Genomic DNA, 17,103 nt, shown 5'->3' with positions numbered 1-17,103 from the left:
ACGGCGGGGTCGGGGAAGTGCACAGATCCCTGTCGACGGGCCGACTACCTCTCTCGGAGATACGCGGTGATCATCGCGGTCAGCTCGTTCTCCAGCCGTCGCGCGGGGATCCGGTCCGGCGCCGCCGACAGCGCGTGGACCATGATCTCCAGGGTGGTCGTGACGATCTGCGCGGCGGCCTCCGTGTCCTCGACGCCCGCGTCGGGATGACGGACCAGGAGGTCCCGGAACCTGCGCATCCGGCCGCGCTGGTACGCCTCGATCTTCGTCATGACGGCGCCGGCGCGTGGCGCTTCCTCCATGAACAGCCGCAGCAGTCGTGGGTCGTCGCGGTGGTTCGCGATCGCCGTGCGCACCATCGCCCGCACGAGCTCCTCCAACGGCTGATCGCCTGCGTCCTCACCGGTCGTCAGCGGCGCGGCACCCTGGTCCAGGTGCCGGGTCAGGAGCTCGGCCAGGATCGCGTCCTTGTTCGGGAAGTACTGGTACAGCGAGCCGATCGAGCACCGGGCCTCCTCGGCGATCCGGTTCGTGGTGCCTGCGGCGTAGCCGTACGTGGTGAAAACGTGAGCAGCCGCGGTGAGGATCCGCTCGCGGGTGAGTTCTGCCCGGACCTGACGCGGCCGCCGACGTGCGGCGATCCGGCGCTGTTGCGGGGTCATGTCCCTCCCGGGTGCGCGGGCCGAAAGCGAGTAGCCCAGAAAGTGAGCTCCTACTTAGAATATGGCTTCTACCTGCGACGATACAACCAAGGGAAGGCTCACCATGCTCCAGGTGCTCAGCACGCTCGACCCGCGAACCGCCGCCGTCCTCGAACGGCTGTACGCCGAGTCCGACAGCCGGCCCGAGCCTGTCCCGCCGAAGGACCTCGCGGAGTACCCGCGTCCCGGCGAGCTCACCGAGGAGCAGGTCCGCGCGTTCGACGACGAGTTCCTGACCCTGGAGAAGGAGCAGGCGGCGTACTGCTACACCCAGGCCCGCGCCACGGGCGCGCGCACGATCGTCGAGTTCGGGACGTCGTTCGGGATCTCGACGATCTGGCTGGCCGCCGCGGTCCGGGACAACGGCGGCGGAACGGTGATCAGCGCCGAGCGGGTGCCGCGCAAGGCGGCGCGGGCCCGCGCCCACATCGCCGAGGCGGGTCTGGAGCAGTACGTCGAGATCCGGGTCGGCGACGCCCGCGAGACCCTGCGCGCCCTCGACGGCCCGGTCGACATGTTTCTCAACGACGGCTTCCCGGACGTCGCACTCGAGGTCCACCGCCTGGTGACCCCGGCACTGAGGCCGGGCGCCCTGGTCATCACCGACAACGTCGGGCTGATGCCGGACCTCTACGCCGACTACCTCGCCTGGATCCGCGACCCAGCGCACGGGTTCGTCTCGGTCCGCATCCCGTTCCACGGCGGCACCGAGTTCTCCGTGCTGACCGAGGCGGTGCCCGCGTGAAACGACTCATCGACACCCTGCTCCGGACGGCGACCGTCGAGCACGTCGAGCCCCTCGCGGGCCGCTTCCGGGCGATCACCCTCACCGGCGCCGGGATTCGCGACCTCGAGGTGAAGCCCGGTCAGCAGATCCGTGTGCAGGCCGGGGCGGCCAACCCGGTCGTCGACCTGCTGGTCGGCGCGCTGCGGACCTACTCGATCTGGGAGTACGACGGAACCCGCATGGAGCTGCGGATCTTCGATCACGGCGAGGGGCCGGGCGCGCAGTGGGCACGGCGGGTCCGTCCGGGCGAGGAGGTCAGCGTGTTCGGGCCGGAGGGCTCGTTCGTCACCCGGCCCAGCGCCTACCACCTCTTCGCCGGGGACGAGACCGCCGCGGTCGCGTTCGGCGCGATGATCCGCGGTCTGGGCGACGGCGCCCCGGTGCACGTGGCGATCGAGGTCGACACCGAGCAGGAGCGGCTGCCGATACCCGGCGAGGTCACCTGGATCCACCGCAACGGCCGATCGGCCGTCAAGTCCGCCGATCTCGTCGCGGCCGTGGCGAAGCTGGACCTGCCGGAGACACCGGGGACGGCGTACCTGGCGGGCGAGGCCGGGACCATTCAGATGGTGCGCGAGCACCTGGTCCGCGACCGGGGCTGGCACCGGCGCAACGTCGTGACCAAGCCGTTCTGGGCGCCGGGGAGGACCGGAATGGACTGACTCCCGCGGTCGGGGCGGGTCAGCTCGTCGCCGGGCCGGGGCGCAGTGGCCGGCCGCCCACCGGTTTCCCGGCCTCCTCCGCCGCCGAGGACCGGACCTGACCGCATCGGGCGGCAGGGTCGTCCTCGACCGCTCCCGAACACCCCGGAGGACGCCATGTACGCACCCGCCCGCCACGACGAGACCACCGGACTCCTCCACTACATCGACCAGCAGCTCACGGCGATCCGTTCGGCCCTGTACGGCCTCACCGAGGAGCAGGCCCGTGCGACCCCGTGCCGCAGCGCGCTGTCGATCGGCGGCCTGGTCAAGCACGCCGCCTACTGCATGCGCGGCGCGGTGCAGCGGCTGACCACCGAGGTCACCACCCAGCCCCTCGACGCGGCCGCGGTCGCCGAGTTCACCGCCGGCTTCGCGATCGGCGACCACGAGACGGTCGCCGGCACCCTGGCCCAGTTCGACGACGCACGGACCGAGCTGCTCGTCGTCGTCTCGCGGACCGACCCGGCGGCGGAGTCCACGGCACCGCCCACCCCGTGGAACGGGATCCACGACGCGCGCCCGATCCACACCCGCTACTACCTCGTCCACCTGGTCGAGGAGTTCGCCCGGCACGCGGGCCACGCCGACATCATCCGCGAGCAGATCGACGGTGCCGCCGTCCCGGCGCTGGAGCTCACCCTCGCCGGGGCCCCCGCGAACGACTTCTTCACCCCGTACGAGGCCGCGCCGGGCACCGTGCTGGCCTGAGCGGTGCCAGGATCGTCGCCATGCGGATCGCGGGGGAGATCGTGCACTGGCGGGGTCCGGCGCCGTACCACTTCGTCCGGCTGCCGGACGATGCCGCGGCGGTCGTCGCCGACGTCGCGCGGGACGTCACCTACGGCTGGGGCATGGTCCCCGTCGACGCCGTGCTGGGCGCGACCCGGTTCAGCACCTCGCTCTTCCCGCGCGACGGCGGGTTCCTCCTGCCCGTGAAGGATGCCGTACGCCGGGCCGAGGAGGTCGAGGTCGGCGACGTCGTGCAGGTCGAGCTGGAGATCCGTACCCGTCGGTGACGGTATCCCCGCGCCGGTCCGGTCGTTGACCAGCACGGACCCGCTCGAGGAGGACGGATGCGTCGACGACGACGACGGAACGGAGCGGTCGCGGCCGCCCTGGCGGTGGCGGCCCTGGTCGGGCTCGCTTCACTGCAGCCCGCACTGGCGATCGGCCCGTTCGGCCCCTCGGGGCGGGTGACCGTCACCCCGACGGCCTCCAACCAGTTCGCCGGGACCCTCGACGAGGGCTCCGGCAGCCGCGAGTACACCGCCCGCCACGGTGCCCCGCCCGACGGCGGCACCGGCGCGCTCGAGCTGCGCACCCCGGGCGACGGCGACAAGCGTCAGTACGCCACCGACGAGGTCGCCGGGCCGTTGTCCCGGTTCACCGACGCCAGCTACTGGGCGTACCGCGACCCGGCGTCCTCGAGCGGGCAGATGCCGTCGTTCGCGATCGCCGTCGACGTCAACGGGAGCACCCTGGAAGCCCGTGACCTGTACGTCCTCACCTACCTGCCCGACCGGGCGCCCGCCGGCACCTGGACCCGTTACGACGTCGGCGCCGGCACCTTCTGTCTGACCCACCAGATCGGCCGGGTGGACGCCTACCGGCAGTGCCGCGACGGCGGCGAGCAGCGCACCCTGAAACAGATCATGGCCGAGTACCCGCAGATGACCGCCTACGCCGCCGGGTTCAACCAGGGCGGGGGCGACGGCGGCCTGGTCGGCGCGGTCGACCTGATGCAGGTCGGCGGCCGGGTCTACGACTTCGAACCCGCCTGAGCCGGGCGGGTCTCAGCTCACACAGAACTCGTTGCCCTCGGGGTCGGTGAGCGTGGTGGTCACCGGGCCCCGGTCGCTCGTCGTCCACAGCACCCGCGCCCCGAGCGCGACCAGGCGCTCCACCTCCGCGGGCGCCTCGGTCGGCCCGACCTGCAGGTCCAGGTGCACCCGGTTCTTGGCCGACTTCGACTCGGGGACACGCTGCACGAACAGCCGCGGGCCCGGGCCGCGGGCGGTGGCGACGTCCCGGAACCCGCGGCGGTCGCCGTCGGCCAGCACGTCGGCCTCGCCGAGGTGGCCGGCGGCCAGCAGGCCGTCGACGACCGTCGTGTGGTCCTCCACCTCGTAACCGAGGGCAGCCGCCCAGAACCGCACGAGGGCGTGCGGGTCCGCGGCGTCGAACGCGATCTGCAGGGTCGGGGTCATGGCGACGATCCTGGCCCACGACGCGGACAGCCCCTGTCCGCCTGAGGAGACCCACTGGGTACGGCACTGCCATAGGCTCGACGGGTGCAGTACGACTTCACCGACCTGCGACTGTTCCTACACGTCGTCGCCGAGGGCTCCATCGCCGGTGGCGCCGCGCGGGCCAACCTGAGCCTGCCGTCGGCGAGCGCGCGGGTCCGGGCCCTGGAGCGGCACGCCGGGGTCGAGCTGCTGGTCCGGGAGCGGCGCGGTGTGCGCACCACCCCGGCCGGGCGGGCACTGGCCCGCCACGCCCGCGACGTCCTCGACCGGGCGGCGCGCCTCGACGGCGCGATCGCCTCCTACTCCCGGCCGGCGAGCGCGCCCCTCTCGCTGCTCGCCGGGAGCTCCGCGATGCACGACCTCGTGCCGCGGGCGGTGACGGCGTTCCTGCTGGCCCGGCCGCACTCCGACGTCGACGTCACCCTGCGGCGCAGCGTCGAGACTGCCCGCACACTCGCCGACGGTGGAGCGGACCTGGGGATCGTGCTCGACCAGGTGGCCGCCGGGCAGGGACTGCGCGCGGAGCCGCTGTGCGACGACTCGCTGGTCGTCGTCGGTACCGGGCGCGGTGTGCTCGACGGGCGGGACACGATCGCGTTCGCCGAGGCGGCCGAGCACCCCATGGTGGGGCTGGCCGCGTCGGCACCGCTGCAGCTCTCGCTCGACGCGCAGGCGGCCGAGGCCGGACTCGCGCCGCGGTACCGCACCCGCGCCGCGGACCTGGGCACGGTGGTCGCGCTGGCCGAGGCGGGGGCCGGACTCGCCGTCGTGCCCCGTCGCGCGGCCGCCGTCCCGTCCCGCGCCGGCCGCCTGCAGGTGGTTGCGTTGGAGGAGTCGTGGGCCCGGCGCGGGCTGTCGCTGTGCTGGGGCGCGGCCCTGGAGCCGAGCTCTCCCGGGTGGCCCGCCGTGCAGGCGCTCGCCGACCACATCCGTTCTGTCTCTGTCACTGCCGAAGGCTGAGAGCGGAACTTCCGCATTGTCCGGTGGACCGGACGGGTCGACCCTCGACCCATGAACCTCTGCGACGAGCCCGACGGTGTCGAGCGGGCCCTGGCCTGGCTCCGGCGGGTCGTCGTGCCCGTCGCGGCCGGGCTGCTCCTGCTGCTGGCGATCGCGGCCGGTGACGCCGCCGAGACCGCCGCCGCCGAGGCGACCGGAACCACGCGGGTGGGCGCGACCGTGCTCGGGACGACCGCGGGGCCCGGGCCGGTCGTGGTCGGCTGGACCGACGACCGCGGCGTGGTGCGGACCGCCACGGTGACCGTCGGCGGGCGGGTCGACCCCGGCCGGACGGTCGGGTTGTGGCTCGGCCCGGACGGTGCCCCGGCCGCTCCGACCCGCCCGACCGAGGTCCGGACGGCCGGCATCCTGCGGTCGGCGACGGTGCTGGCCGTCGGTGGGTTCCTGCTGGTCGCGCTGTACACGGCCGCCGGCGTCCTGGGCCGGGCCCGGGCGTCGGGACGGGTGGACCGTGAGTGGCGTGCGGTCGAGGCGCGCTGGCGGGAGCTGCCCAGCGGGTGAACGGAACTGTCGGGGGTCCGGTGCAGCATGCGTCCCGAACCCGCCCCCGAGCGCCGGAGGACCCGTGGACCAGCCCGCCACCACCGACCCCGTCATGGACCCGGTCATGGACGCCGTCGTCGTCGCCGTCGAGGCGGGCCGTGCCGGGGACCGGACCGGCGCACGTGCCCGGTTCGACGCCCTGTGGGAGCAGGTGGGTGCCGACGGCGACCCGTTCCACCGGTGCACGCTGGCCCACTACGCCGCCGACGTGCAGGACGACCCGCACACCGAGCTGGTGTGGGACGAGCGCGCCCTGGCCGCCGCCGACGAGCTGACCGACGAGCGGGTGCAGCGCCACCACGCGTCGCTGAGCGTCGGTGGGTTCCTGCCCTCGCTGCACCTCAACCTCGCCGACGTGCACCGCCGCCTCGGCGACGACGAGCGGGCGCGCCACCACCTGACCCGTGCCCGGGACCGGGTGGGGGCGCTGCCCGACGACGGCTACGGCGCGATGATCCGCGCCGGGATCGACCGCTGCGGTGAACGCCTCGACCTCGGTGACCGCTCGTGACCCGCGCGCACTCAGACGACCGCGCCGTCGCCCGCGCGGCGCCGTGCCCGGTCGGCCTTCGACGGGTGGCGCCGTCCCGCCTTGCCGACCGGCTGCTTCGCTCCGGACGTCCGCGGCGCGGGCCCCGGCCAGCGCCGCTGCAACAGGATCGACACCGGCCCGGCGACGACGATCGTCGACACCGTCCCGACCACGATGCCCACGATCAGCGCCAGCGCGAAGTCGCCGAGGGTCGCCCCGCCGAGGAAGAGCAGCACGGTCAGGATCGTCAGCGTCGAGATGCCGGTGTTCACCGTCCGCGGCAGGGTCGAGAGCACTGCCGACCCCACGAACGTGTGGAACGGGAGCGTCGCGTTGCGTGCCCAGTGCTCGCGGACGCGGTCGAACACGACGACGGTGTCGTTGACCGAGTAGCCGATGACGGTGAGCAGCGCCGCGAGGAACACCCCGTCGGCGGTGCGGCCGGTCCAGGCGAACACCCCGACCACCACGAGGACGTTGGTCAGCAGCGCCGCGACCGCGCCGGCGCCGAGCGTCCAGCGGAACCGGAACGCCAGATACAGGAACTGCGCGGCGAGCGCGACACCCAGCGCGATGATCCCGCCGCGGGCCAGTTCGGCACCGAGGCTGGGCCCGATGAGCTCGTCGCGGAGCAGCTCGGCGCCGCCGCCCGCCGCGCCGACGGCCTCGCGCAGCTGCCCGACCTGGGCGTCGGTGAGCTCGCCGGAGCGCAGGGCCACCGCGCCGTCGCCGGTCTCGGTGACGGTGAGCCCGCCGATCCCGGTGGCGTCCACGGCGTCGCGGACCTGCTCCACGCTCACCGGGTTCGACGTCGTGAACTCGACCAGTCGGCCGCCGGTGAACTCGACACCGAGCTCCAGGCCGCGTACGAACAGCCCGGACACCATCACCACCACGACGACCCCGGCGACGGCGAGGTAGCGGGCCGGGCGCCGCAGGAACCCGGGGTCGCTCGCCTCCAGCCTGCGCCGGACGGGGCCGATCTCGGTGATGCCGGTGATCCGCGGCCTGCGCTTCACCGCGGGGATCCGCAGGACGGCGAGGGTGAGCAGCCGGGACAGCACCAGCGCCGAGAACAGCGACACGACCACACCGATGACCAGCGTGACACCGAACCCGCGGACCGGCCCCGACGCGAGTCCGAACAGCAGCACGGCGGCGAGCAGCGAGGTCACCGCGACGTCGCCGACCGCGGACAGCGAGTTGGCGTAGCCCATCTCCGAGGCGCGTTCCAGGCGTGGCTTCGCCGCGTACTCCTCGCGGGAGCGTTCGGCGATCAGCACGTTCGCGTCGACGGCCATGCCGACCGCGAGCACGAAGGCGGCCAGGCCGGGCAGCGTGAGCGTCGCGCCGAGCCCGGTCTGCACCGCGTAGGCGACGAGCGCGTACCCGCCGAGCGCGACGACGGCGACGAACCCGACGAGCCGGTACACCACGATGAGGAAGGCCCCGGCCAGCGCGGAGCCGATGATCGCGGCCCAGGCGCTCGCGGAGATCGCGTCGGCGCCCAGGGTCGGGCCGACGGTCCGCTGCTCGATGATCTCCACCGGCAGCGGGAGGGCGCCGCCCTCGATCAGCACGGCCAGCTCGGAGGCCTGCTCGGGGGAGAAGTTGCCGGTGATCTGGGTCTGCCCGCCGAGCATGCCGACGTTGCACGGGATGTCCTCGACGACCTGCGGGGAGGAGATGACCTGCTGGTCGAGCACGATCGCGACCCGACGCTGCGGGTCGCCGGACGGCGCGCAGGCGGCCTGGCCGGTGAGGGCCTGCCAGCGGGCGGGGCCGTCACCGTCGAAGGAGATGTTGACGATGTGCCCGACGCCCTGCGGGTTGGGCGAGGACATCGCCGAGCCGACCATGTCGCCGGTCAGGGCCGGCGGGCCGAGCTGCAGCGGTTGGCCCTGCTCGTCGACGCCGGTCCCCCCGGCGGCGGGGTCACCGACCCCCAGCACCGGGTGCATCGTCAGCTGCGCGGTGCGCCCGAGCGTCTCCGCGGCCTCCGCGGGGTCGGTCAGCCCGGGGAGCTCGACGATGATCCGGTTCTCCCCGGACCGGGCCAGGCTCGGCTCGGCCACACCGAGCCCGTCGATGCGCCCGCGCAGCACCTCCAGCACGCGGTCGGTGGCCTCACCGTCGGCGGCGACCTCGGGGGTGTCGCGGGTCTCCAGGACGATCTGGGTGCCGCCGCGCAGGTCCAGGCCCAGCGTGGGGGCGGTGGTGAGCGCGACGACGGAGGACAGGGCGAGCACGGCGAGCGCGATGAGCGCCCGCCAGAGCACGGGGCGTGGCTTCACAGGGATCCTCGGCGGCGGGCACCCCGGTCAGGACCGGGGCACGGCGGGGGTGCGGGGGAGTCGCGGGCGGCGGCGACCGGTGGGGTCGTCCGGTCAGGCCCGCGGGGGTCCCCGCGACCCGATGTCCGCGCCGGTCCCGGGCTCCGGGGCGGCGGCCGTCGTGCGGTCGTCGACGCGGCCGGGCGCCTCGTGCGGGAGCCCGGCGGCGTCGAGGACCAGCAGGTCCAGGGCCGGGCCGGGGTGGCCGGTCGCGTCGGGTGCGACCGGACCGTCGTGGGCGGAGCGCCCCAGCAGCGCGGGCCGGGGCGCCTCGGCGGGAGCGACGTCCTGCCCGACCGAGGCCGCCGCCGTGGCCGGGACGGCCTCGGCGGTCAGCGACCCGGCGACCGGGGCGAGCGCGGCCACCAGCGACAGCAGCAGCACCGCGACGAGGCGGCGGGCCGGGCTGCGGGTCGTGCGCACGAGGGTGATCCGTCCGGTTCGGGGGTTTCCGCCCGCGACGGTACCGGTCACCGCGCCGCCGACGACGGAGCAGGGGTCGGACTGGGGGGCGCGCGACCGTCCCGGTTCGGCACAATCATGGCCGCACCACCCCGTGAAGACCCGAGAGGACGACTGACGTGAGCACGGATCCGTCGACCAGCCAGAACACCGACTCCGCGGAGACCGGCGGCGGGACGACCGGCGGCGAGACGATCGAGTTCCAGGCCGAGGCCCGGCAGCTGCTGCGGTTGATGATCCACTCGATCTACTCGAACAAGGACGTCTTCCTGCGCGAGCTGATCTCCAACGCCTCCGACGCGCTGGACAAGCTCCGTCTCGCCGCCTACCAGGACAAGGACCTGGGCGCCGACACCGACGACCTGCACGTCGATCTCGTGCCGGACGCCGAGGCGCGCACCCTCACCGTGCGCGACAACGGCATCGGCATGACCCGCGACGAGGTCGTCGACCTGATCGGCACGATCGCGCGGTCGGGCACCGCGGAGCTCCTCGCGAAGCTCCGGGAGGCGGGTGACGACGCCCGCCAGGAGCTGATCGGCCAGTTCGGCGTCGGCTTCTACTCCTCGTTCATGGTGGCCGACCGGGTCGAGCTCGTGACCCGCAAGGCCGGCACGTCCGAGGGCGTGCGCTGGAGCTCCGACGGCGAGGGCACCTACACGATCGAGCCGGTCGCCGACGCCCCGCAGGGCACCGCGGTCACCCTGCACCTCAAGGCGTCCGACGCCGAGGACCAGCTGCACGACTACGCCGACCCCTCGGTCCTGCGGCGCATCGTGAAGACCTACTCCGACTTCATCACCTGGCCGGTCCGCATGCCTGCCGGAACCGGCACGGCGGAGGACACCGACGACGCCGCGCCCGAGACGCTGAACTCGATGAAGGCGCTGTGGGCCCGCCCGCAGAAGGACGTGACCGAGGAGGAGTACGCCGAGTTCTACCGGCACGTCAGCCACGACTGGCAGGAGCCGCTGGAGACGATCCGGCTCGCCGCCGAGGGCACCTTCGAGTACCAGGCGCTGCTGTTCCTGCCGAAGGTCGCACCGATGGACCTCTACATGCGCGACGCCCGCCGTGGGGTGCAGCTCTACGTCCGGCGGGTGTTCATCATGGACGACTGCGAGGCGCTCGTCCCCGAGTACCTGCGGTTCGTCAAGGGCGTCGTCGACGCCGCGGACCTCTCGCTGAACGTGTCGCGGGAGATCCTGCAGCAGGACCGCCAGATCTCGGCGATCCGCAGGCGCCTGGTGAAGAAGGTGCTGTCGGTCCTCGGGTCGATGCGCGACAACGAGCCGGAGAAGTTCGCGATCTTCTGGGAGCAGTGCGGCCGGGCGCTCAAGGAGGGCCTGCTGTCCGACGCCGACAACCGCGACACCATCCTCGGGGTGTCGGTGTTCGAGAGCACCCACGACGCGGAGAAGCCGACCTCGCTCGCCGCCTACAAGGAGCGGATGCGCGAGGGTCAGGACGCGATCTACTACATGACCGGGGACTCGCGGACCGCGATCGAGGCCTCCCCGCACATGGAGGCGTTCCGGGACAAGGGCTACGAGGTCCTGCTGCTGACCGACCCGGTCGACGAGGTGTGGGTCGACGCCGTCGACGGCTTCGACGGCACCCCGCTGCGCTCGATCGCCAAGGGCCAGGTCGACCTGCAGACCGACGAGGAGAAGGAGGAGGCGGCGGCCAAGCAGACCGAGTTCGCCGACCTCTGCACCTGGATGGCCGAGGTCCTGACCGAGGACGTCAAGGAGGTGCGGCTCTCCACCCGGCTCACCACCTCCCCGGCCGTCCTCGTCGGCGACGAGTTCGACATGACCCCGACCCTGGAGAAGATGTACCGGGCGATGGGGCAGGAGCCGCCGAAGGTGAAGCGGATCCTCGAGCTCAACCCGTCGCACCCGCTGGTCACTGGGCTGCGGGACGCGCGCGCGGCCGGCAAGGACGAGAGCGGCACCGTCGAGCTGCTGCACGGCATGGCGCTGCTGGCCGAGGGCGGCGAGCTCGCCGACCCGTCCCGGTTCGTGGGGCTGCTCGCGGAGCGGCTGCAGCACACCCTCTGACGCCGGGCGGCGCGGGGACCGGCCCGTGACGAGAGCCGCACATCTGAAGAGCTAATCAGGTGTCGTGGCTATGCTGTCGCGGTGATCGGGAACCCGCGCCGCTGGGCGCCGCTGCTCGCCGGGCTGCTGCTCCTCGCGGGGTGCGGCGCGGGTGACCCGGCTACGGCGCCCGGCGACCTCGGCGCCGCACCTGCCACGGCGTCGGTGGTGAACTGCGGCGTCGACGTCCCGGTGCAGCGCCCGGAGCGGGTCGTCGCGATGTTCCAGAACGGCATCGAGGCCGTCCTCGCGCTCGGGGCGGGGGACCGGCTCGTCGGAGCGGCCTACCTGGACAACCCGCTGCCGGCGCAGCTCGACGGTGACTTCCGCCCGCAGAGCTACTGGCCCGAGGAGTACCCGTCGCGCGAGGAGGTGCTGCGGGTCGATCCGGACCTCGTCGTCTCCGGCTTCACCGGCGCGTTCACCCGGGAGGGCCTCGGCACCCGCGCCGAGCTCGGCGCCACCGGCACGGAGACCTTCCTGTTCAGCGCCTACTGCCCCACCGCCGACGGCGGCGGTCAGCAGAGCATCGGCGCCAACGACGTGTCCTTCGCCGGCGTCGAGTGCGACCTCACCGACCTCGGTCGGCTGCTCGGCGCCGAGGACCGGGCCGCGCAGGTCGTCGCCGGCATGCGCAGCACCCTCGGCGACGTGGCGGGCCGGCTCGCCGGGGTCGCCGACCGTCCGCGGGTGGCGATGCTGAACTCCCCGGGCAGCTCCGGTGAGCTGCGGGTCTTCGGCACCGGCGACGTCGCGCCGACGATCATCGAGGCCGCGGGCGGGCGGCAGGCGTTCGACACCATCGCCGGCCGGCAGCGCACCGTGTCGCTGGAGGGCATCGTCGCGGCCCGCCCGGACGTGATCGTGATCCCGGCCTGCTGCGGGCGCGATGTCGGACCGGAGGGCGCGGAGCCGCTGGCCGAGCGTCTGCGGAACGACCCGGCCCTGGCCACGGTCCCCGCGGTCCGCGACGGCAAGGTGTTCACCACGACCTTCGCCGAGGTCAGCCCCGGCATCCGCAACGCCGACGCGGTCGCGACGCTCGCCCGCCGGCTGCACCCGGACCGGTTCGGCGGCTGAACCCCGGCGCCGTCGCGCGCGGTCCGGTCGGGCGCCGGGCGGCGTCGCGCGGTCCGTTTCGACGGCCGGTTCCCGGCCCGGCGCGGGGCCCGGCGGCTGCGGTCGGACCGCTGCAGCACCCGGTGCGACGAGGCGGAGGAGTGCGGATCCGCCCGGCGCCGTTGCCGAGCGGACGGCCAGAACCGTATCCGGTCCGCGCCGCCCGCGGGAGCCACCGTGCCCCGATCGTTGCTAGGTCTCCTCCGACCCCGCGGGCAGCGGCGGGTTCCCCGGGCGCAGCCCGTCGAGGAGCAGCGCCAGGTAGCGGGCGCGGTCCTCGCCCGACGCCGTCGCCGCCGCGTCCGACCCCTCGGCGACGGCGAGCGCCATGACCAGCACCGCCGACAGGTCCCGTGGGGTGAGCTCCGGGCGGACCGCGCCCGCCTCGCGCGCCCGCTCCAGCAGCCGGGTCAGCGTCCGGCCGTAGCGCTCGGCGGACTCGACGTCGAACGCACCGGTCTCCCGGGCCAGCTGCAGGAGTGTCCGGCGTCCGGCGATGGCCTCGACCGCCCGGCCCAGCGACCCGGCCAGGTCGGCCCACGGGTCGCCGTCCCCGGCGGCCGCGGTCGGCTCGATCTCGGCGACGAACACCTGGTCCAGCACCGCCCGCACCAGCACGTCGCGGGTCCGGAACCGGCGGTACAGCGTCGCGACGCCGACCCCGGCCCGGCGCGCGATCTCCTCCAGCGGGACGTCCGCTCCGTCCGACTCGAACGCCGCGGCCGCCGTGTCGATGATCCGGCGGTGGTTGCGGGCGGCGTCGGCGCGCAGCGGACGGCCCGCCGGGGAGCCGTCGAGCGACGAGGCGGTCATCGGAGCACGGTATCGCCCTGGCTCACCAGGTCACCGGCAGCGTGTGCATGCCGTAGACGAAGTGGTAGGCCCGGAAGGCCTCGGGCGGCACCGGCCCGGCCGGGGCGAGCGTGGGGAAGCGGCGGAGCAGGGCGGGGAACGCCGTCGCCATCTCCATCCTGGCCAGCGGGGCGCCGAGGCAGTGGTGCACCCCGTGCCCGAACGCGACGTGCCCGGCCGCACCCCGGGTGACGTCGAGCCGGGCGGGGTCGTCGAACCCGGACGCGCTGTCGCGGTTGGCCGCGGGGAGCGAGCACATCACCAGCGACTGCGCCGGGATCGGGGTGTCACGCAGCACGGTGTCGGTCGTCGTCACCCTGACCACCCCGGTGTGCACGATCGACAGCCAGCGCAGCAGCTCCTCCACGGCGGGGCGGGCGAGCTCGGGGTCGCTGCGCAGCAGCGCGGCCTGCTCCGGGTCCTCCAGCAGCGCCAGGGTGCCCAGCGACAGCATGTTCGACGTCGTCTCGTGCCCGGCGATCAGCAGCAGCGACGCGATCCCGACCAGCTCGTCGTGGCTGATCTCCTCGCCGTGCTCGCGGATCAGCATGCCCAGGATGTCCTCGCCCGGGTCGGCCAGCGCCCCGTCGACGAGCCGGCTCATGTAGGCCCGGTTCTCCCGGCTCACGGCGCGCCGCTCCTGCTCCGGCAGCGACACGTCGAGCAGGCGGGTCGAGCGTGCGGTGAACTCGTCGCGGTCGGTGTAGGGCACCCCGAGCAGCTCGCAGATGACCATCGACGGCACCGGCAGGGCGAACAGGGTGACCAGGTCGGCACCCGGCCCGGCGGCCTCCAGCGCGTCGAGGTGCTCGTCGACGATCTCGGTGATCCGCGGCTCCAGGCGGGTCATCCGGCGCTGGGTGAACTCGCGGGTGAGGAAGCGGCGCAGCCTCGTGTGCTCCGGCGGGTCCTGCGCCAGCAGCTGCCCCGCCCGCATCTGCTCCTGCTCCCGCTCCGAGAGCGGCGGGGCGTCCGGGCGGGTCAGCGCGGCGCTCCCGGCGTTGGAGTAGGTGGCGGCGTCGCCGAGCACCTGGCGCACGTCGTCGTAGCGGGTCACGAGGTAGGCGTCGGCGCCGAACGCGGTCCGTACCCGCGGGATCTCGCCGGAGTCCCGGATGCGCTCCAGGTCGGCGTCGGGCCGGAACCGGTCGCGGCGCATGTGCAGCGGGAGCGAGAAGTCCGTGGCGGTGTCGGTCATGGTGCTGGCCTCCGGTGGGTGGGCGGCGCGTCGCACTCCACGGTAGCCGCTCAAACGACAGTGCGCTCTCGTTTTGTGTGCCCTGTCCGGTACGCCCCGGATGGCCGCCGAACCGGTGAAACCGGGCGAAGCGTGACAGGCTGCGACCGTCAACGGCGACGGCACCCCGGGGGGGCGACCTGTGTTCCAGCACGATCCCGAACCGCTCGGCATGTCTGGCTGTCCGCGCTCGTCGCACTGCTCCCGCTGGTGGCGATCTTCGTGACGCTGGGTGCCCTGCGCTGGAAGGCGCACTGGGCCGGGCTGGCCGCGCTCGTCGTCGCGGTGGTGGTCGCGGTGGCGGCCTTCGGAATGCCCGTTCACCTGGCCCTGCTCTCGGCCACCGAGGGAGCGGTGTTCGGTCTCTTCCCGATCATGTGGATCGTCTTCACCGCGATCTGGCTCTACCAGCTCACCGTGGCCGCGGGCCGGTTCGAGGACCTGCGCGCCGCCTTCGGGCTGATCTCCGACGACCCCCGGGTACAGGCGATCATCATCGCGTTCTGCTTCGGCGGGCTGCTCGAGGCGCTGGCCGGGTTCGGCGCCCCGGTGGCGATCACCGGCGTCATGCTGATGGCGCTCGGGTTCTCCCCGGTCCGGGCGGCGGTCGTCGTGCTGCTGGCCAACACCGCACCCGTCGCGTTCGGCGCGGTCGGCACCCCGATCATCACCGCGGGCACCCTCACCGGGATCCCGTACGACGAGATCGGTGCCGTCGTCGGACACCAGACCCCGGTGCTCGCGGTCGTCGTCCCGACGCTGCTGGTGCTGCTCGTCGACGGCAGGCGCGGCGTGCGCCAGGTCTGGCCGGTCGCGCTCGTCATCGGACTCGCGTTCGCCCTCGCCCAGTGGCTGGCCGCCACCTACCTGTCGGTCGAGCTCACCGACATCGTCGCCTCGCTGGCCGGGCTGGCCGCCGGCGTGCTCCTGCTGCGCTTCTGGCAGCCGCGCGGCGGCGCCGAGGCGAGGGAGACACTGCGCATCGAGCGCACCGCCGACGCGCCCGTCGAGGAGCCGGGCGGAGCCAACGGCGGCCGGTCCGTCGCGACCGAGCAGCGCACCCTCGCCGAGCGCTCGCAGGCACTGTCGGCCGGCCGGCTGGTCATGGCCTTCGCCCCATACCTGCTGATCATCGTGGTGTTCTCGGTGGCGAAGCTGGTCGGCCCGGTGACGTCCTTCCTGTCCGGGACCGACGTCAGGATCGGGTGGCCGGGCCTGGACGGGCAGGTCCTCGGCGCGTCCGGGGACCCGGTGTCGACCACGGTCTACAGCCTCCAGTGGCTGTCCTCACCCGGCTCGCTGCTGCTGATCTGCGGCATCGGCGTCGCCGCGCTGTACCGGCTGCCGCCCGCGACGGCCGTCCGCGAGTTCACCGGGACCGCGTACCGGCTGCGGTTCGCCTTCCTGACCGTGGCCACCGTCCTCGCGCTCGCCTACGTGATGAACCTGTCCGGGCAGACGATCTCCATCGGCACCTGGATCGCCGGGACCGGCGCGGCCTTCGCCTTCCTGTCGCCGATCCTCGGCTGGCTCGGCACCGCGGTCACCGGCTCGGACACCTCGGCCAACGCCCTGTTCGCGACGCTGCAGCAGACCGCGGCCGAGCGGGCCGGGCTCGACCCGCACCTGATGGTCGCGGCGAACACCTCCGGCGGCGTCGTCGGGAAGATGATCAGCCCGCAGAACCTGACCATCGCGGCGACGGCCGTGGGCATCGCCGGCCGGGAGTCCGAGCTGTTCCGGCGGACCGTCCTGTGGAGCGTCGGGCTGCTCGCGGTGCTGTGCGTGCTGGTGTTCCTGCAGTCGACCCCGGTGCTCGGATGGATGCTCCCGACCTTCTGAGGCACGGAGTGGGGCCCTGCGGAAGGATCGGCCGGGTGCGCCTGACCGTCCTGCCCACCGCCGATCTCGGGCGCGACGGGCTACAGGGCCTGCGCGCCCTGCTCGACGCCGCGTTCCCCGCCGACGCCGACGGGACCGGCGGGTTCGACGACGCCTCGTTCGACCACGCACTCGGCGGGGTGCACGTGCTCGCCGGGCCGGTGCACGACCCGGTCGGGCACGCGGCCGTCGTGGGGCGGCGGCTGCTGCACGACGGCGTCGCGCTGCGCACCGGCTACGTCGAGGCCGTCGCCGTGCGGCCCGGGCTCCAGGGCGGCGGGCTCGGCGGGCTGCTGATGGCCGAGGTGGACCGGATCGTGCGCGGCGGGTACCGGCTCGGGGCCCTCGGCGCCGCCGCCCGTGCCGCGCGGCTCTACCGCAGGCTCGGGTGGGAACCGTGGCGCGGCCCGCTCGCGGCACTCACCCCGGACGGCATCGTCGACACCCCCGACGAGCGCGGCAGCGTGCACGTCCTGCCCGTCGACGCGCCGCTCGACCCGACCCGCGCCCTCGTCTGCGACTGGCGCGACGGCGAGCTGTGGTGACCGCCGCAACGCCCCGGAGTCCGCCGGCCCCGGAGT

The 17,103-nt window shown here is 73.9% G+C and carries 18 protein-coding genes; 12 read left to right on the top strand and 6 right to left on the bottom strand.

The features are described from left to right. Positions 1 to 44: 44 nt before the first annotated feature. A complete protein-coding gene (locus KPL59_RS00885) occupies positions 45 to 662 on the bottom strand; it encodes a TetR/AcrR family transcriptional regulator (RefSeq protein WP_226359604.1) in 618 nt (205 codons plus the stop codon). Between the two features lie 112 nt (positions 663 to 774). Here KPL59_RS00885 and KPL59_RS00880 point away from each other — a divergent pair, with 112 nt between their 5' ends. The 5 genes from KPL59_RS00880 to KPL59_RS00860 all read left to right on the top strand — a co-directional run bounded on the left by KPL59_RS00880 (position 775) and on the right by KPL59_RS00860 (position 3,973). After that, a complete protein-coding gene (locus KPL59_RS00880) occupies positions 775 to 1,446 on the top strand; it encodes a class I SAM-dependent methyltransferase (RefSeq protein ID WP_226359603.1) in 672 nt (223 codons plus the stop codon). Further along, positions 1,443 to 2,150, top strand: a complete 708-nt coding sequence (locus tag KPL59_RS00875; RefSeq protein WP_226359602.1) for a siderophore-interacting protein — start codon at positions 1,443 to 1,445, stop codon at positions 2,148 to 2,150. The genes KPL59_RS00880 and KPL59_RS00875 overlap by 4 nt, the downstream gene beginning before the upstream one ends. 156 nt (positions 2,151 to 2,306) lie before the next feature. Beyond that, positions 2,307 to 2,900 (top strand): DinB family protein, encoded by a 594-nt coding sequence (locus KPL59_RS00870; protein ID WP_226359601.1) that lies wholly within the window; start codon positions 2,307 to 2,309, stop codon positions 2,898 to 2,900. A gap of 20 nt (positions 2,901 to 2,920) precedes the next feature. Beyond that, the gene (locus KPL59_RS00865) at positions 2,921 to 3,208 is read left to right on the top strand and encodes a DUF1905 domain-containing protein (RefSeq protein ID WP_020623722.1); all 288 of its coding nucleotides are present in this window, start codon (positions 2,921 to 2,923) and stop codon (positions 3,206 to 3,208) included. A gap of 57 nt (positions 3,209 to 3,265) precedes the next feature. Further along, positions 3,266 to 3,973 carry a hypothetical protein gene (locus tag KPL59_RS00860; protein WP_226359600.1) on the top strand — a complete coding sequence of 236 codons (708 nt, stop codon included), beginning with the start codon at positions 3,266 to 3,268 and terminating at the stop codon, positions 3,971 to 3,973. Positions 3,974 to 3,985: 12 nt separating this feature from the next. On the opposite strand, the gene KPL59_RS00855 is transcribed toward KPL59_RS00860, so the two are convergent. Beyond that, positions 3,986 to 4,399 carry a VOC family protein gene (locus tag KPL59_RS00855; RefSeq protein WP_226353494.1) on the bottom strand — a complete coding sequence of 138 codons (414 nt, stop codon included), beginning with the start codon at positions 4,397 to 4,399 and terminating at the stop codon, positions 3,986 to 3,988. A gap of 84 nt (positions 4,400 to 4,483) precedes the next feature. Between KPL59_RS00855 and KPL59_RS00850 the strand changes: the two genes are divergently transcribed. From KPL59_RS00850 to KPL59_RS00840, 3 genes are all read left to right on the top strand, one after another. Continuing rightward, on the top strand, positions 4,484 to 5,401 hold the full coding sequence (locus KPL59_RS00850) for a LysR family transcriptional regulator (RefSeq protein WP_226359599.1): 918 nt from the start codon (positions 4,484 to 4,486) through the stop codon (positions 5,399 to 5,401). A gap of 51 nt (positions 5,402 to 5,452) precedes the next feature. After that, the gene (locus KPL59_RS00845; protein ID WP_226353496.1) at positions 5,453 to 5,962 is read left to right on the top strand and encodes a hypothetical protein; all 510 of its coding nucleotides are present in this window, start codon (positions 5,453 to 5,455) and stop codon (positions 5,960 to 5,962) included. Between the two features lie 64 nt (positions 5,963 to 6,026). Beyond that, a complete protein-coding gene (locus KPL59_RS00840) occupies positions 6,027 to 6,515 on the top strand; it encodes a hypothetical protein (protein WP_308187804.1) in 489 nt (162 codons plus the stop codon). Positions 6,516 to 6,526: 11 nt separating this feature from the next. On the opposite strand, the gene secD is transcribed toward KPL59_RS00840, so the two are convergent. Together secD and KPL59_RS00830 are read right to left on the bottom strand one after the other, a co-directional pair. Beyond that, the gene (gene secD, locus KPL59_RS00835; protein ID WP_226359598.1) at positions 6,527 to 8,830 is read right to left on the bottom strand and encodes a protein translocase subunit SecD; all 2,304 of its coding nucleotides are present in this window, start codon (positions 8,828 to 8,830) and stop codon (positions 6,527 to 6,529) included. A gap of 93 nt (positions 8,831 to 8,923) precedes the next feature. Then, entirely contained in the window at positions 8,924 to 9,292 is a 369-nt protein-coding gene (locus KPL59_RS00830; RefSeq protein WP_226359597.1) for a hypothetical protein, read from the bottom strand. A 233-nt stretch (positions 9,293 to 9,525) separates the two neighbouring features. Between KPL59_RS00830 and htpG the strand changes: the two genes are divergently transcribed. Both htpG and KPL59_RS00820 read left to right on the top strand, forming a co-directional pair. After that, the gene (htpG, locus tag KPL59_RS00825; protein ID WP_308187817.1) at positions 9,526 to 11,394 is read left to right on the top strand and encodes a molecular chaperone HtpG; all 1,869 of its coding nucleotides are present in this window, start codon (positions 9,526 to 9,528) and stop codon (positions 11,392 to 11,394) included. An 81-nt stretch (positions 11,395 to 11,475) separates the two neighbouring features. Further along, positions 11,476 to 12,513, top strand: coding sequence for an ABC transporter substrate-binding protein (locus tag KPL59_RS00820; RefSeq protein WP_226359596.1), 1,038 nt, complete (start codon positions 11,476 to 11,478; stop codon positions 12,511 to 12,513). A 231-nt stretch (positions 12,514 to 12,744) separates the two neighbouring features. On the opposite strand, the gene KPL59_RS00815 is transcribed toward KPL59_RS00820, so the two are convergent. Next, on the bottom strand, positions 12,745 to 13,365 hold the full coding sequence (locus KPL59_RS00815; protein ID WP_226359595.1) for a TetR/AcrR family transcriptional regulator: 621 nt from the start codon (positions 13,363 to 13,365) through the stop codon (positions 12,745 to 12,747). 22 nt (positions 13,366 to 13,387) lie between these two features. Continuing rightward, positions 13,388 to 14,602: a cytochrome P450 gene (locus KPL59_RS00810; protein WP_043282201.1), complete on the bottom strand. Its 1,215-nt coding sequence runs from the start codon at positions 14,600 to 14,602 to the stop codon at positions 13,388 to 13,390. A 249-nt stretch (positions 14,603 to 14,851) separates the two neighbouring features. Between KPL59_RS00810 and KPL59_RS00805 the strand changes: the two genes are divergently transcribed. Then, positions 14,852 to 16,483, top strand: a complete 1,632-nt coding sequence (locus tag KPL59_RS00805; protein WP_308187803.1) for an L-lactate permease — start codon at positions 14,852 to 14,854, stop codon at positions 16,481 to 16,483. 35 nt (positions 16,484 to 16,518) lie between these two features. Next, on the top strand, positions 16,519 to 17,067 hold the full coding sequence (locus tag KPL59_RS00800; RefSeq protein ID WP_226351239.1) for a GNAT family N-acetyltransferase: 549 nt from the start codon (positions 16,519 to 16,521) through the stop codon (positions 17,065 to 17,067). The last annotated feature ends 36 nt before the right edge of the window (positions 17,068 to 17,103 follow it).

Origin of the sequence: Pseudonocardia sp. ICBG1142 (assembly GCF_020496255.1) — a bacterium.
Classification (GTDB): Bacteria; Actinomycetota; Actinomycetes; order Mycobacteriales; family Pseudonocardiaceae; genus Pseudonocardia.
Note: the sequence above shows the minus strand (reverse complement) of the source record. Positions and strands in the feature narration are given on the sequence as shown.

What these genes read in the sequence shown, in the direction of transcription:
- KPL59_RS00885 (WP_226359604.1), bottom strand. Translation starts at nt 662, where the DNA reads ATGACCCCGCAACAGCGCCGGATCGCCGCACGTCGGCGGCCGCGTCAG.
- KPL59_RS00870 (WP_226359601.1), top strand. Translation starts at nt 2,307, where the DNA reads ATGTACGCACCCGCCCGCCACGACGAGACCACCGGACTCCTCCACTAC.
- KPL59_RS00865 (WP_020623722.1), top strand. Translation starts at nt 2,921, where the DNA reads ATGCGGATCGCGGGGGAGATCGTGCACTGGCGGGGTCCGGCGCCGTAC.
- KPL59_RS00860 (WP_226359600.1), top strand. Translation starts at nt 3,266, where the DNA reads ATGCGTCGACGACGACGACGGAACGGAGCGGTCGCGGCCGCCCTGGCG.
- KPL59_RS00855 (WP_226353494.1), bottom strand. Translation starts at nt 4,399, where the DNA reads ATGACCCCGACCCTGCAGATCGCGTTCGACGCCGCGGACCCGCACGCC.
- KPL59_RS00845 (WP_226353496.1), top strand. Translation starts at nt 5,453, where the DNA reads ATGAACCTCTGCGACGAGCCCGACGGTGTCGAGCGGGCCCTGGCCTGG.
- KPL59_RS00815 (WP_226359595.1), bottom strand. Translation starts at nt 13,365, where the DNA reads ATGACCGCCTCGTCGCTCGACGGCTCCCCGGCGGGCCGTCCGCTGCGC.
- KPL59_RS00810 (WP_043282201.1), bottom strand. Translation starts at nt 14,602, where the DNA reads ATGACCGACACCGCCACGGACTTCTCGCTCCCGCTGCACATGCGCCGC.